Genomic DNA, 14,812 nt, shown 5'->3' with positions numbered 1-14,812 from the left:
CAAGCCACCAAAAGTTTCTCGGTGACTTGTCCTGTTGTTCTGTTTACTTATGCATAGGCGTGCAGGCCTTGGATCAGCAAGTTGACCCCGACGAGCAGGAACAGGATGACCACGAAGCCCGCGACCGCCATCCATGCGGTACGAGCGCCATCCCAACCTTGGCGCAAGCGCAGATGGAGATAGGCGGTGTAGTACAACCAGGTGATCAAGGCCCATGTCTCTTTCGGGTCCCAACTCCAGTACGTACCCCACGCTTCTTGGGCCCAGATCATCGCGAAGACCAAAGCGCCGAGCGTGAACACCGGATAGCCGATCGCCACAGCGCGGTAGGACATTTCGTCAAGCATGTCTGCATCAAGTCCGCGCACCCAGCGGGAGATCGTGATGACGAGCGGCTTTCTTGCGATCAGACGCAACAGGCCGTAAAGCACCAGAGAGCCTGCAATCGTCCAGATGATGGTATTGAACTGGACGGAAGCGTTCGCACCTTCCATCCACGATGGTGCATTAAACAGCGGCAAAGCAATGCCGAGGAACGTGGTCAAAGAGCCAAGTTCCGTTCCAGACGGTCCGACAAACGGCGGCATTTTGTACAAAAACGCCGAATCTGCCACCTGGGCGATCAATTCGTAACCGCCGATCCGGAAGCTGAGCGATACCGCGATAAACGAAACCATGGCAAGAAACAGGTAGACGACAAACTCTAAAAACTTAGCAGAGAGCGACTTCTTGCTCACGTCGGTGACGACGAGCAAGTACATCAGCCCGGCTGCAAAGGAAATCGTCAAAATCCCTTCACCAAGTGCAGCTGTGGTCACATGGATGCTGAGCCAGTATGACTGCAAAGCCGGAATCAGCGGCTTGACTTCGCGTGGAAACACCGACGCGTAGGCGAGAATCGTGAGGCCGACCGGCACGACAAAAGCGCCTAGCCCCGGAACTTTATAGAAAAAGTTGATAACGACAAAGGCCAACATGATCGTAAAGGCCCAAAAACTCATATACTCAAACATATTGGAAACGGGCGTGAAGCCGGCCGCAACACCGCGGGTGATCATCGCAGTAAGCTGGAACAACACCCCTGCAATCGCGGCGATGTAACCCCATTTCGTCCATACGTTCGCTTTCCCTGCGCTGCCCTTCATCTTACTTCCTGTTACGCCGACTACATAAAGGATCGCCGATAAAAAGTAAGCAACAAGGGTCGAGCCAAAGAGAATGCTCGAAGCTGTCATCATTGCTCAGTTCCCTCCTTCCCTTGATTCGCATCAGATTGTGATGTTGCTGTTTGGATTGGTTTCGCTTTGGACTTCGACTTGACAACGACAGGCTCAATGCCAATTCCAGCCGTCGCCTTGTTGAACTCCTTGTTCATGCCCAACCAGTTTTTGCTGGTGTTGGCACCGATGTGCAACACTCCGTCTTCAAGTCTAGCCCAAATCCGGCGATGTTGGAAGTAGAAACAGAGTACGAGACCCCACAAGACGACCGCACAACCGGAATAGACAACCGGAATTCCTAGGTCTTTTTGCAAGCGCAGACCGGTCATGTTGAACAGTTCGACTTGCACCAGTTGCAATTTATACTGGTAATCCTTGCCGAGCATCTCCTCAACAAACGGTGCCAAAGGCATCATCCACTGCGTTTGCGCTTCTCCACCTGGTTTGGCGATCTTCAACTGCAACCCCGGGTTATACGCGTCACGCGAGTTGGTGAACACGCCACCCTTTTCCGGATCGACTTTGATATCCGGGTAGTAGTTGATCATCGTCAGCGTGTACTCCCCGACTTTGTACTCCTGCTGCGGATCATCAAAGTTGATCTCGAACGTGCCGAGCGACTTGCCCGACGCCTTTTCAAACAGTTCGACAGCCCCCCGTTTGAACATCGGATTGGGATCATACGAGTTTTGATAAATCAGCGTGTGATTAAATTTGAGCGGCTCATTGACGATCAGATGCTTTTTCACTTTCTCTTCATCGCCAACGTAGACCGCGACATCCGTCTCATATTTTTTCACTCGCGTCTGATCAGAATCGTAAAACTCCAAGTCAAAACCGTTGTTTTGCAGGCTGAAACCGACCTCTTCGATGTACTGGCGCTCTCCCTGTTTCAACCAGACCATATCCGAGAAATACGCACCCGGAATCAGACGAACGAAGACGCCTGCGATGATGATCAAAAGTCCGATGTGGATGATATAGGCACCAAATCGTGGGAGGCGGCCTTTTTCGGCGAGCAGGGCTCCCGCTTCACGGCTGACTTTATAACGTTTCTTTTTGAGAGCGGCGGCCAGCGTGTCGATGTCCGCCTCCCCAGCCGCTTCCTTCACAGCGTACAAGCGGTCGGAGCGTATCGCGATCACCTTGCGGGCAATCGGCTGGTTTTTCAATGATTTGTACAGGGGTACCACGCGCTCGATCGAGCAGATGATCAGCGAGATCGCAAGCATCAGCACAAGCGTTAAGAACCACCAGGAGTTGTACATATCGGATAAGCCTAAGCGATAGTAGAGATCACCCATTTTTCCATAGGTGTCCATGTAGTAATACTGCGGGTTGGGGCTTGGAATCGCATTTTCCTGCGGGTAGATCGTCCCGAGGATCGCCGTCAAAGCGAGCGCGACGATGATGATGATCGCGACTTTGACGGAAGCGAAGAAGTCCCAGACGTAATCAAAGAGGCTCTTTTGCTTCTTCTGCTTCTTTGTCTCAGCTTGCACCAGTTTCATCTCCTAGCTTCAAGGAGCGGTTTCGCGATGCTTTCAATGTAGGAAAAGGACATCGGCAGTTCCGCGCGGTGACGCAATACGCCGTCACGGTCTACAAAAAATGTGGTGGGGATCGGCTTTACCTTGTACAGATCCATGCCCACATGACCCTCTACATCTAACAAAATCGGAAAGGTCAAGTCGTAAGTATCCGCAAATCCTTGGATCGGAACTCGCTTTTCTTTCAGATTGACACCGAGAACGACCAGCCCTTGGTCTTGATAGGTCTCATATGCTTTTTCGATGGCAGGCATCTCATTGCGGCATGGTTCGCACCACGAAGCCCATACGTTGATCATGACCACTTTGCCCCGATAGTCGGACAGCGAGACTTCTTTGCCATCCAGCGTCTCAAGCGTAAAGTCTGGCGCAGTATGGCCCATCTCTAAAGAGACCGCGCCGTCATTTTGATTAAAGTTGACCACAGCAGCCAAGATCCCGAGCGCCGCGATGAACAGGACCACGATGGTAATAACTTTTGTTCGGTTCGATTGACTGGACATTATGCTAACACCTCAATACCAGATAGAGACTTGAATCTGCACACTCACCCAACGCTTATTATACAGGAACGTCTCGAAATGCTGTGAAATAGATCGTGACAACTTTATGAATAAAGAAGCCTGTCCCGAGTGGAAAGGCTTCTTTTTCGGCTACCATCTTCAGGAACCTGTCATCCATGAACCGCTTTGCACCACATTGCGAAATTGGCTTTCATAACGGCTCAATGGCTGCCCTTGTTCCAGCGCTTGGGAATAGCCTTTGAGCACATCAAAAGCTTGCGCGTCTTCGGTGAGGTGAACCTGATCGACCAATGTGTGCATCTGACGAATTTTGCTGACGATCGTCTGCGGTAGTTCGGGCGGGAGATGGCCGTCTGCAGCTTGGATGCCGACATATGCCTTGGTGCCTGTGATGATCACCGCGGCCTCTCGGATCGATTCCAACGCTTCCAGTTCATAGGCCATCCCGCGTGCGGAAAAAGGTTTGCGGCTGTGTGCGTTCATCGCCGAAGCACTATGATCTGTGGAGATCATGCGGTCTTCCGTCGGCGAGCGGTACCCGCCGTACGATTGCATGCCTTTGTCTGCGCGGGTATCTTGCGTCTCGCGCGCAGGCAGCGGAGTCGGATCGGCCAGCCGATTGCATCCGACAACTGTCGCCGCAAGCGCTGTTACGAGCAACAAATAGGTCGCATTTCGAGCCAATGTTTCCATGAGGAGCCTCCTAAGGAGCAGATTCTCTGCCCATAGAATGCCCCGTTCTTACCGTTTGATTCCAGTGACCGCATACAACCTGTCCACTTCTGCCGGAGTCAGCGAACGCATCTCTCCATAACGCAGACGGCCAAGTTTCAAAAAAGCAACCTGAACGCGGTGTAGCGATTTGACTGGATGACCGATCGCTTCACACATCCGACGGACTTGCCGGTTACGCCCCTCGTGAATGGTGATCTCAATCTGCGTTTCGCCATTTCCGACCTGGACGATCTTCACTTTGGCCGGGGCGGTCGGTCCGTCTTCCAACTCTACTCCGCTGGCCAACTGTTTGGCCGCTTCGCTGTTCACGTTGCCGCGCACCCAAGCGCGGTACGTTTTATCGATCTCATGCCGGGGGTGCATCATCCCGTTGGCCAGTTCCCCGTCGTTGGTCATCAAAAGCAATCCTGACGTGTCGAGATCGAGGCGGCCGACCGGGTACACGCGCTGATCGGCGCCGACCACATCGACGACCGTCTTGCGGCCTTGCGGGTCAGAAGCGGTCGATACGACGCCGATCGGCTTGTTGAGCATGATGTATACTTTTTCTTCGGACGTGATTGGCACGCCGTTTACTTCGATGCGGTCTTGGTGCGGATTCACTTTGGTGCCAAGCTCCGTGACGACGACGCCATTCACTTGTACCTGACCTGCTGTGATGATCTCTTCACACTTGCGTCGGGATGCCACTCCCGCTTGGGCCAGCACTTTTTGCAGCCGTTCCATCTGTTCCATGATTTTGTCACTCTCCCACGCGTTTCCTATGCTCACTCATTCTAATCAACCTCCCCGTTAAAATCAAATCCCCCGCAACGGGTCAGTGCGGGGGACGGTCGATTCTTATTTTTAGTTCATGCCAGGGAAATTCAACGCCAGGGCACAAATCTCCGTGGGCCATCATTTTCTCCGGATCAAATTTGAACGCAGAGGCTAGCCGAATCACCAGTTTGACCAGCACAAAGATCTGCTCCCGCACCAGCTCGGAGTTTTCAAGCGGGGCCGAAAAATCCCCTTCCACACAAACATGTACATGGTCGTCATCAAGAAAATCCTGTGACGTCACCACCGTGCCATCCCTGCAGATATAAAAATCAAACCCTCCCCGAGTCCGTGCGGGACAGGCAGAATCGTGCAATACAATTCCTGCAAATTCTCCCAAACCTGACACCCCGCCCCTTTTGGATTCGTCGTGAAACGATAGCGTTGTAGTAACAGCATCATATGCACGGGAGGCTGGCCAAAGTGATCAACTTTTTTGAAGACATTTAATGAAAAATGAGATGCACAACGGCAAGCGAGGCGATGACAGAAGCGAGGTCGGCCAGCAGTCCGACTTTGACGGCATAACGGGCATTGCGGATGCCGACCGAGCCAAAATAGACGGTCAGCACATACAGTGTGGTGTCTGAAGCGCCTTGCATCGTCGAGGCCAGCTTTCCCAGAAACGAGTCGGGGCCGTGCGCCTGAAAAATGTCGGTCATGATCGCCATCGAACCGGACCCTGAAATCGAGCGCAACAGCGCCATCGGTAGAAATTCGGGCGGTACCCCAAGCGGTACCAAAAGCGGGTTGAGCGCAGAGATCAGCAGATCGAGCGCGCCCGATTCACGAAACACGCTGACGGCGACGAGCATGCCGACCAGATGCGGCATCAGCTTGATCACCGTCGGAAGGCCGCCTTTGGCACCGTCGATAAACGTTTCATAAACAGGAATTTTGCGAAAGAAATAGGCATAGGTCGGAATAAAGGCAATGATCACAGGCAATGTCCACGCGGCGATGACCTGAACCAGTCCCATCATGGCCCACCACCCCATCTCTTCCGTTCACGACTGCGGTAATAGCGATCGAGCAGCACTGCGGTCGTCGTGGCCAGCAGCGTAGCCATCAACGTCGAGACCACGATCTCCGTCGGATTGGTCGATCCATACTGCAAACGCAACCCGATGACCGTGGCTGGGATGATCGTGAGTCCCGAAGTGTTGATCGCAAGCAAGGTGCACATCGCATCTGACGCCTTCTCTTTGTCCGGATTTAAATCTTGCAGTTCGCGCATCGCTTTTAAGCCGAGCGGTGTGGCCGCGTTGCCGAGGCCGAGCATGTTGGCGCTCATGTTGGCAACGATCGACCCCATCGCAGGATGATCTTTCGGTACGGACGGGTAGAGGAAGCGAGCCAGCGGATACAGCACTTTAGCAAACGATTGCACCAACCCCGCCGCCTCGGCAATCTTCATCAACCCAAGCCAAAACACCATGATCGAAAGCAGGCCCAAACAGACGACCACACCTTGTTTAGCCCCGTTCAAGACCGCGTTGGTGACCAGTTCCATCCGCCCGTTTAGAGCTGCGACGACAACGCCCGCGAAAATCATAAACACCCAGATCGCGTTGATCATTCCGTCACACTCCTTTCTATCAGCGGCTGATCATGTTCGAAAACAGACTCTTAAACTTGCCCCAAAACGTCTTTTCCTGCACATCATGCCCAGCGAGAATCGGCACTTGACCGACGAGGCGGTCTTCAAAGTAAATCTTCATCTCTCCCACGATCTGCCCGGCAGTCAGCGGTGCGTGCAGTTCGTCTTCAAGTTCGATCTTCTGGACGATCTTGTCCTTTTCATCTTCCCGCAGTGGATAATGGAACTCATGTCCGACGACCACATCGACTTCCTGTTTCAGACCATCTTCCACGGGCACCGTCTGCAGGACATCGTGTTCTTTGACGACCGGCATAAATTGATACTTCAAAAAACCGTGATCGAGCAGTCTGGCATGGTCATCCCAGTCGCTGGAAGCATCAAGGGTCAACACGACGATCTGTCTGCCGTCGCGTGTCGCGGAAGAGGCCAAGCACCGGCCGGCCGCCTTGGTATAGCCTGTCTTCACGCCATCCGCACCTTCATAGCGCACGAGCATCTTATTTTTGTTATGCATTTTACGCTCCCAAGCTTCGCCTGGCATCGGGATCGATTTGACCTTCGTCTTGACGATTTCTGCAAAAATGGGATTGCGAAGCGCATAGGCGGTCAGCACCGCCATGTCGTGTGCGCTTGAAAAGTGCTCTTTGGCATCCAATCCATGCGGGTTCGCAAAATGAGTGCCTTTCAGACCCAGATCCTCCACTTTTTTGTTCATCATCTCAACGAAGCCTTGTTCCGTCTTGCCCACATGCTCAGCCACCGCCGTCGCCGCATCGTTTCCGGAGCGGAGCATCACCGCATAGAGCAGATCGATCAGCTTTTGCTTTTCCCCGACTTTTAAGTAGATCGAGGAGCCTTCTTTCCCTGACGCACGGCTGGAGACGGTGACCTCGCTGTTCAGATCAACGCCCGATTCGATCGCCACAATCGCCGTGATGATCTTGGTGAGCGATGCGATCAGCATTTTGTCGTCACCGTTCTTTTCATAAAGAACGCGCCCGGTCTGCACGTCAATCACGGCAGCAGAATGGGCGCTGACCGAAACTTCTTCGGCGTACAAGCTGTGGGAAGCAGGGATCGCTTCCAGAAATGCGTTGCTTTTGGGATCATGAGTAGCGGCTGCTGGGTGCACCGTCAAAAACAAGAGAGCAAATGCAAGTGCTGCCGCGAGCGATTTCCGTTTCATCTCTGGTCCTCCACTCCTCACACATAGGTTCTGTCTGTCCTATGTATATGCACAAGCCCGGGGCTTATCCCACAAAGAAAAAGACGCCCCATATCGGGACGTCCTGCGAACATCAGTAATCAGCATCATGTTGCGAATTTTGATTTTGACCTTGCTGTTTGCGCGAGCCGGAATTGCCGTTTTGCCCTTGGCCCTGAGCTTGTTGTCCACCCTGTCCGTTCTTGTTCTTTTTGATCATCTGATTGACCTTATCGAACATTTGCGGGGCGAGGTCGATCAGCTTATCGTAAAGCTGGTTCGGTCCTTCGGTCGAAAGCATTTTCACCTGGCCGTTGCCGACGACCAAGAACCCGATCGGCGTGATTGACACCCCGCCGCCCGCACCGCCGCCAAACGGCAGCTCCACATTGGTCTGCTCGCCGCTTTTGCCTTTGTTCGTATCTGCTTCCATGTCAAATTCCGAACCGCCCGCCGCAAATCCAAATCCCACTTTTGAAATCGGCAAAATCACACTGCCATCAGGCGTCGCGACCGGGTCACCGACAATCGTGTTCACATCGACCATTTCTTTAATGTTTTCCATGGCCGTTTGCATCAAGCCTTGGATCGGATGTTCCGCCATTTTGCGCCCTCCCTCAACCATAGAAATACCAATGTAAGTCCTGCAAAGATAGCTTTACCCGGCCGGAAACGGATTATGCAGGATAGTTCCGTGCGAAATCCTTTGGCCTGAAAATGAGGTTTCACATCGTAGCACAACCGAGTTGAAACTGATAAATAACGGTAGATGAAACTTGAAAGCATACCTTTTATGCCCCAAGCGAGTCCTGTCGTATAGCCAGTCTGGGCGGCATCGCCCGTTCCAAACATCGTTCGCCACTTGAACGACTCAATATGAAACGTTTTGGTAAACTTGCGCATCGCCCGCTTGTATTTGCCGATCCGTCGACGAAATTGATTGATCTGCCGCTGTATCTTTTGAAGCTTTTCCACCGTGATGGTGACCCAGCCCTGCTTTCTTTTTGGCATCCCTTTGGCCGGCTCTTTTTTGATACCGATCATCCCAGCTCGCTCCATAAACGCTACGGTCGGAACATCATAGCCGAATTTGATCAACCCGAACAGCACTCGCACACCCAAATGAAGTCGGTCATCTCGGCCATCCCTTTTGTAATGCACTTCGATCCTCACAGGGAGCACGAGCGCAAGCATCAGGAAGAGCGTAAGCGCCAACAGCACAATCCCATACCAAGCCATCACCTTGAACAGCGCGGCAAAGAGCGCCGCCAGCAAAATTGCAAACGCCAGCAGGAGTCCCCAAAGCGATTTCATGCGGTCCTCCTCCACATCTTCCAGATTCCCGATTATCTTGTCCAGTCTCTTCCTTTTCATACAAAAAAGACCACACAAAAAAGCTTGGGATTTCTCCCAAGCTCTTTTTATTCATCGCCCGCTTCTGGAAACATGTCGGGCATCTGAAACAGCAGATGCTCCTCTTCGTCTTGCAAGTCGTTCATCGGCACAAGCGCTGGCGGCGGCGGAAGCTCCTTGAGATCGCGTAGCCCGAAATACTCCAAAAACTCGCGGGTTGTGCCAAAGAGGATCGGACGACCTGGTCCTTCCGCACGTCCGACTTCTTTGATCAACTGTTTGCTGAGCAGCGTGTTGACCGCCCGCTCCGATTTTACACCGCGCACATCTTCGATACCGCTGCGGGTGATCGGCTGCTTATAGGCGATGATGGCCAGCGTCTCGATTGCCGCTTGCGACAGCGTCGCCTGTTGGGGCTGATGGGCTAAGCGTTCAAAAAAGATTGCATGTTCAGGACGTGTGGTCAACTGGAACATCCCCGCTACTTCCACGATCCGAATGCCCCGCCCCTCACGGATAAAATCGGTCTGGAGGTCGTATAAATAGTCCCGCGCCTCCTCGCGGTCAAGCTCCAAAATGTCGGCCAACTGCTTGGCTTCAATTCCATCACTGCCCGACACGAACAACAGACCTTCAATTACAGATTTGATTTCCTTTGCATCCAAGTGAACCACCTTGCTTGTTACAGAATGTCGTACATTTCAATGATGATTTCATCAAACAAGCCGCGTTGCAGACAGCGCACTTGTTTCCCCTTCATCAGTTCTAATAAAGCGAGGAACGAAACGATCAGTTCCGATCTGCGCTGATATCCGCCAAGCAATTCGGAAAACGAGATTCGGCCGCTTTTAAAGGCGAGGAGGCCCATGATCTCCTGCATCCTGCCTTCTAGCGACATCTCCTCGCGATGAATGTCGGCCACATACTCGTCTGGTTGCGCTTTTTGCAGAGCTTTGCGAAAGGCGTCGAGCAAGTCGAACAAGGAAACGCCTTGCACGGGGTTCGGCTCCACTTCCGGCGCATACTGTTTGAGGTTCTCTGGTCGGCGCGTAAACACCTGATTGCGCAGTTCTTCGCGGTCTTTCAGGTCCTCGGCAAGATGCTTGTATTTCTTATACTCGATCAATCGTTCCATCAGCGCCTGCCTCGGATCGATCATCTCCTCGTCATAATCGATCAGCGGAACGTCAAGTTCGATCGGACGCGGTAACAGCAGCCCTGATTTCATCGCAAGCAACTGCGATGCCATCACCAAAAATTCGGAAGCGATCTCCAGGTTCAGCTCGTGCATCGTTTGCAGATAGGACAGATACTGATCGGTGATCTGCGAGATTGGAATGTCGGTGATCTCAAGCTCCGCCTTGTCGATCAGATGCAACAAAAGGTCGAGCGGCCCTTCAAATGTCTCCAACTTGAGTTTTAAAACGTCTGTTTGGATAGGTTCCATCTACAGCAGCCCCTTGACCATCCCGAGCAGGAGATCGCCGAGCGCATAGTAGATCGGCAAGATCAAATACGAGGTGATTCCGAAAAAGACGACAAGCAACAACACGAACGGACCGTACTTCTCAACCGGGGTCAGCTTGTGCGCGAATCTTTGCGGCAGAATGTCGCGCACGATCCAATAGCCGTCAAGCGGCGGGATCGGCAACAGGTTGAACAGACCGAGAATGAGGTTCAACGACACGACCGCTTCCACCAGACGCAGCACAAAGGTGTTCCACGCCGAATCTTCAATGCCGAGATTGTAGAAAAACACCAGCAGGAAACAGAAGACGATCGCAGTGATGAAGTTGGCGAGCGGCCCGGCGATGGTGGTCAAAATTTTGCCAACACGCTTGTTGCCGCGGAAATTATGAGGGTTAAACGACACCGGTTTTGCCCACCCAAAGGGGCCGAACAAAATCATCAGCGTCCCGAGTAAATCCATGTGTGCAATCGGATTTAACGTGATGCGCCCTTCACGCTTGGGCGTTGGATCACCCAGACGGTACGCGACATACGCATGCCCGAGTTCATGTACAGTGATGGCGATCAAAAACGCGATGACCCGAAACAACAGGTCATCCATATTGAGTCCGCTAAATAGCATAGGTGCCCTCCTTCGAGCAAAAAAGTTCTAGCCTATCATATCATAAATGGCCGCGAAAGAGCACCTGCCGACTTCACAGCAGGTGCTCTTTTCACTAGATGTTTACGATTTGAGAGCGCTTGTCTTGTCGCGCGGATAGTACAACGTCACGACGAGTGCTCCGATCCCAAATACGGCGACCAGCAAGAACGCGTAGTGCAAGCCGCTGGCAAACGCTTCGCTCAATCGGTCCACGATGCTCGGCTCAAGCAGCGCTCGCTTCTCTGGGTCGAGCAAGTTGTTGGTCGCTTCCAGCGGCGCCTGAATGTCCGGATCGCCACGCAGCAAGTCGAGTATGCGAGCGTTCATGACAGCGCCCATCACCGCGACGCCAACCGACGAGCCCAGCGAGCGGATAAACTGCAACGAAGCGGTCGCAATCCCCCTGCGGTTCCACGGCACCGTCGCTTGCACCGAAACGAGGAACGCGAGCGTCGTCAGTCCCATGCCCATCCCGAGCACGAGCAACACCGGCATCACATACCAGTAGCCAACGGCAGGCGTGACAAAGATCAAAAGCAGTGAGGAGATCCCGACCAGCGCTCCTCCGATCATCGCGGTTCGTCGGTATCCCCATTTGATCATTCGCGGTCCACCGATGATCGAGGCGATCGGCCAACCGATCGAGATCGGTGTGATCAGCAGTCCCGCTGCCGTCGCCGTGCCACCGAGCACGCCTTGCGCATAAGACGGCATGTACGACGTAATGCCCACAAGCACCGCACCGAGCAGGAAGTTGGCGATCGAGGCCACCGCGATCAACGGCGAACGGAAGAGATCAAGAGGTAGCATCGGTTCTGTCACTCTGCGCTCGTTGAACAGGAACCAGACGAACACCAGCACAGCGACCACAATCAGCCCGAGAATCTGTGGTGAGAACCATTCATATTGATTACCGCCAGTGAGCAACGCAAACAGCAACGCAGTCATCGACACGGTCAGCGTGATCGAGCCAACATAATCGATCTTGTGCTTCTTGCGCTCCAGATCCTCATGCAGCGCAAACGCAAGGATCAAGATCGCCGCCAGCGCGATCGGCACATTAATGTAAAACACCCACGGCCAGTCCAAATAACTGACCATCAGGCCCCCGAGCAGTGGCCCGACCACCGCCGAAACGCCCCAGACACCGCTGAACCAGCCTTGAATTTTCCCGCGCTCTTCCGCAGAAAAAATATCCCCTAAAATCGTCTGGGCGACCGCCATGATTCCCCCGGCACCCAAGCCCTGAATCGTGCGGTAGATAATCAGTTGCACCATCGATTCTGCGATCCCGCAAAGAACGGACCCGATGATGAGCACCACCGAACTGAACATAAAAATGATCTTGCGACCGTACAGATCGGATAGCTTGCCATAGATCGGTACCGTCACCGTCGAAGCGAGCAGGAATGCGGAGAACACCCACGACATCAGTGGCAGACCGCCGAGTGTTCCAATGATCGTAGGCATCGCCGTTCCGACGATCGATACGTCGATCGCAGCCAGAAAGTTTGCCATCATCACCGCAACCACGACGGCGGTGCGATTCGTTTTTGCCACAGGCTCCCCTCCTTTGTCACGAGTTACAAAATATTTATTTATGTACGATTTGATCACTCTCTATTGTAACAGATAGAATCGCTAGAAAAAAAGAGGCAGACGCCTCCGTTCTAGTATAAGAACGGAAGCGTCCGTTATGCATCAGGTTCATCCTCTTCGACTGGACTGATTGGAAATGGTGGTGTGATTTCGTCCAGCGTGAGATTCGGTCCATTACCTGGAGTCGGGCTGCTCGGATACGGCGGCGTTATCTCATCGGTCGATTTACCGCGCCCTGTATTTCCAGGGTCTAAGAACGACAGCGTTACTTCACTAAAATTAAATTCATGATCGAGCATTTCTTGAGTGGTCATTACAGCCCATCCCCCTTCCACTTTCCTTCACTGTATACAGGATAGTACGAAAATTCAAGACAAAAAAAGCGGTGCACATCTTGTGCACCGCCTCGTCTTTCTTAGTTGAATTGTTTGGTCAGGTTCGCCATCTCAATGGCGGTGACTGCCGCTTCCCAGCCTTTGTTGCCCGCTTTCGTGCCGGCACGCTCAATCGCTTGCTCGATCGTATCGACGGTCAGGACGCCGAAAATGGTCGGGACGCCTGTTTCGAGCGCGACTTTGGAAACGCCTTTCGCAGCCTCGTTGCAAACAAAATCAAAGTGCGGGGTAGACCCACGAATGACAGCACCGATCGTGATCACCGCATCATAGCGGCCGGACTGCGCCATCTTTTGTGCGACGAGCGGGATTTCAAACGCACCCGGCACCCACGCTACTTCCACGTCGTCCTCTTCAAGACCATGACGTTTGAATGCGTCGAGCGCTCCGCTGAGCAATTTGCTTCCGATAAACTCGTTAAAACGTCCGACGACTACCCCTACTTTTAAACCGGTGCCAATCAGATTGCCTTCAAAAAACTTCGCCATCCAAAATATCTCCTCTCAATTGTAACTCCAAACGTAATGGTGCCAAAATCGCTTACAAAGGTAATTTCACCGCGCGACGGTCTTCCTCGCGCACGCGAAGGGGAAGGGTCTCAGTGATCGCCAATCCATATCCTTCCAACCCAACAAACTTGCGCGGGTTGTTGGAGAGCAAGCGCATTTTGGTCACGCCAAGATCGCGCAAAATCTGAGCGCCAATGCCATAGTCGATCGTTTGCCCTTTGTCCGTTTGCATGTGTGTGCTGTCGCCTTCATACGCTTTCACTTTGGCCAGCAACGAATTGGCGCCGTCCATCGCTTGACGCAGGTGTAGCAACACACCGCTACCATTCTGATCAATCTCCCGAAGTGCGGCGTGCAGTTGCGTGCCACAGTTGCATTTGTGTGAGCCGAAAATGTCGCCTAGCGTGCATTCATTGCGCACACGGACCAATGTGTTCACATCGGGATCGATCGCACCTTTGACCAAAGCGGCATGCTCGGTGCCATCGAGAATGTTTTTGTAAACGTATAGCTGGAACGTGCCGAAGTCGGTCGGCAACTCCATTTGGGCCACGCGCTCGACCAGCTTTTCGCGATCCTTCCGGTATGCGATCAGATCGGCGATCGTGATCATCTTGATGTCATGCTCTTCGGCGATCTTCTTCAGGTCGGGCACACGGGCCATCGTGCCATCTGCGTTCAAAATTTCACAGATCACACCAGCCGGATAGGAACCGGCTAGCAACGCCAAGTCGATCGCCGCCTCCGTATGTCCGGCGCGGCGCAACACCCCGCCGTCGCGTGCAACCAGTGGGAAGATGTGGCCTGGCTTTTTAAAATCATCACCGGACGCGCCGTCTTCGATCATTCTTTCGATGGTCACAGCGCGCTCATAAGCGGAAATCCCCGTTGTTGTGCCAACTTTAGCATCGATCGATACGGTAAACGCAGTGCCGTGTTGATCGGTGTTGTGTGAGACCATTGGGCGCAGGTTGAGCGCTGTAGCCCGTTCCTCCGTGATCGGCACGCAGACCAGTCCGCGGCCATGTGTGATCATAAAATTGATCGTGGCGGCCGACACTTTATCGGCAAGTGCGATAAAATCTCCCTCATTCTCGCGGTCCTCATCATCGACCACGATCACCACTTTGCCTTGCTTCAGATCTTCCACTGCTACTTCGATCCCATGAAACATCCGATCCGCCCCCT

General features: G+C 53.2%; 18 protein-coding genes. All 18 read right to left on the bottom strand.

Annotated features, from left to right (window positions below):
• Positions 1-47 precede the first annotated feature (47 nt).
• The 18 genes from ccsB to ribB all read right to left on the bottom strand — a co-directional run bounded on the left by ccsB (position 48) and on the right by ribB (position 14,798).
• Positions 48-1,238: a c-type cytochrome biogenesis protein CcsB gene (gene ccsB, locus CIG75_RS08855; protein ID WP_172844435.1), complete on the bottom strand. Its 1,191-nt coding sequence runs from the start codon at positions 1,236-1,238 to the stop codon at positions 48-50.
• A complete protein-coding gene (gene resB / locus CIG75_RS08850) occupies positions 1,235-2,722 on the bottom strand; it encodes a cytochrome c biogenesis protein ResB (RefSeq protein ID WP_157729463.1) in 1,488 nt (495 codons plus the stop codon). The genes ccsB and resB overlap by 4 nt, the downstream gene beginning before the upstream one ends.
• 5 nt (positions 2,723-2,727) lie before the next feature.
• Entirely contained in the window at positions 2,728-3,273 is a 546-nt protein-coding gene (locus tag CIG75_RS08845) for a redoxin domain-containing protein (protein WP_094236324.1), read from the bottom strand.
• Positions 3,274-3,432: 159 nt separating this feature from the next.
• Complete coding sequence (locus CIG75_RS08840) at positions 3,433-3,987, bottom strand: YhcN/YlaJ family sporulation lipoprotein (RefSeq protein WP_094236323.1); 555 nt, start codon at positions 3,985-3,987, stop codon at positions 3,433-3,435.
• A 48-nt stretch (positions 3,988-4,035) separates the two neighbouring features.
• The gene (locus tag CIG75_RS08835; RefSeq protein WP_094238385.1) at positions 4,036-4,755 is read right to left on the bottom strand and encodes a pseudouridine synthase; all 720 of its coding nucleotides are present in this window, start codon (positions 4,753-4,755) and stop codon (positions 4,036-4,038) included.
• 91 nt (positions 4,756-4,846) lie between these two features.
• Positions 4,847-5,188, bottom strand: a complete 342-nt coding sequence (locus CIG75_RS08830) for a hypothetical protein (RefSeq protein WP_157729462.1) — start codon at positions 5,186-5,188, stop codon at positions 4,847-4,849.
• Between the two features lie 106 nt (positions 5,189-5,294).
• Entirely contained in the window at positions 5,295-5,831 is a 537-nt protein-coding gene (locus tag CIG75_RS08825) for a spore maturation protein (protein WP_094236321.1), read from the bottom strand.
• A complete protein-coding gene (locus CIG75_RS08820) occupies positions 5,828-6,427 on the bottom strand; it encodes a nucleoside recognition domain-containing protein (RefSeq protein ID WP_094236320.1) in 600 nt (199 codons plus the stop codon). Before CIG75_RS08820 ends, CIG75_RS08825 begins: the two co-directional genes overlap by 4 nt.
• 19 nt (positions 6,428-6,446) lie before the next feature.
• Entirely contained in the window at positions 6,447-7,637 is a 1,191-nt protein-coding gene (locus CIG75_RS08815; protein WP_094236319.1) for a D-alanyl-D-alanine carboxypeptidase family protein, read from the bottom strand.
• 112 nt (positions 7,638-7,749) lie between these two features.
• On the bottom strand, positions 7,750-8,259 hold the full coding sequence (ytfJ, locus tag CIG75_RS08810; RefSeq protein WP_094236318.1) for a GerW family sporulation protein: 510 nt from the start codon (positions 8,257-8,259) through the stop codon (positions 7,750-7,752).
• On the bottom strand, positions 8,232-8,969 hold the full coding sequence (locus tag CIG75_RS08805; protein WP_157729461.1) for a DUF2953 domain-containing protein: 738 nt from the start codon (positions 8,967-8,969) through the stop codon (positions 8,232-8,234). The genes ytfJ and CIG75_RS08805 overlap by 28 nt, the downstream gene beginning before the upstream one ends.
• Before the next feature lie 107 nt (positions 8,970-9,076).
• Positions 9,077-9,673 carry an SMC-Scp complex subunit ScpB gene (gene scpB, locus CIG75_RS08800; protein WP_094236316.1) on the bottom strand — a complete coding sequence of 199 codons (597 nt, stop codon included), beginning with the start codon at positions 9,671-9,673 and terminating at the stop codon, positions 9,077-9,079.
• Between the two features lie 17 nt (positions 9,674-9,690).
• Entirely contained in the window at positions 9,691-10,455 is a 765-nt protein-coding gene (locus CIG75_RS08795) for a segregation and condensation protein A (protein WP_094236315.1), read from the bottom strand.
• Positions 10,456-11,100 (bottom strand): site-2 protease family protein, encoded by a 645-nt coding sequence (locus CIG75_RS08790; RefSeq protein WP_094236314.1) that lies wholly within the window; start codon positions 11,098-11,100, stop codon positions 10,456-10,458.
• A gap of 102 nt (positions 11,101-11,202) precedes the next feature.
• Positions 11,203-12,681: an MDR family MFS transporter gene (locus tag CIG75_RS08785; protein ID WP_094236313.1), complete on the bottom strand. Its 1,479-nt coding sequence runs from the start codon at positions 12,679-12,681 to the stop codon at positions 11,203-11,205.
• A 134-nt stretch (positions 12,682-12,815) separates the two neighbouring features.
• Positions 12,816-13,034, bottom strand: a complete 219-nt coding sequence (locus CIG75_RS08780) for a hypothetical protein (protein ID WP_094236312.1) — start codon at positions 13,032-13,034, stop codon at positions 12,816-12,818.
• 101 nt (positions 13,035-13,135) lie between these two features.
• On the bottom strand, positions 13,136-13,603 hold the full coding sequence (ribH, locus tag CIG75_RS08775) for a 6,7-dimethyl-8-ribityllumazine synthase (RefSeq protein ID WP_094236311.1): 468 nt from the start codon (positions 13,601-13,603) through the stop codon (positions 13,136-13,138).
• Positions 13,604-13,655: 52 nt separating this feature from the next.
• Complete coding sequence (gene ribB, locus CIG75_RS08770) at positions 13,656-14,798, bottom strand: 3,4-dihydroxy-2-butanone-4-phosphate synthase (protein WP_094236310.1); 1,143 nt, start codon at positions 14,796-14,798, stop codon at positions 13,656-13,658.
• Positions 14,799-14,812: the final 14 nt, after the last annotated feature.

It is taken from the genome of Tumebacillus algifaecis (assembly GCF_002243515.1).
Lineage (GTDB): Bacteria > Bacillota > Bacilli > Tumebacillales > Tumebacillaceae > Tumebacillus_A > Tumebacillus_A algifaecis.
Note: the sequence above shows the minus strand (reverse complement) of the source record. Positions and strands in the feature narration are given on the sequence as shown.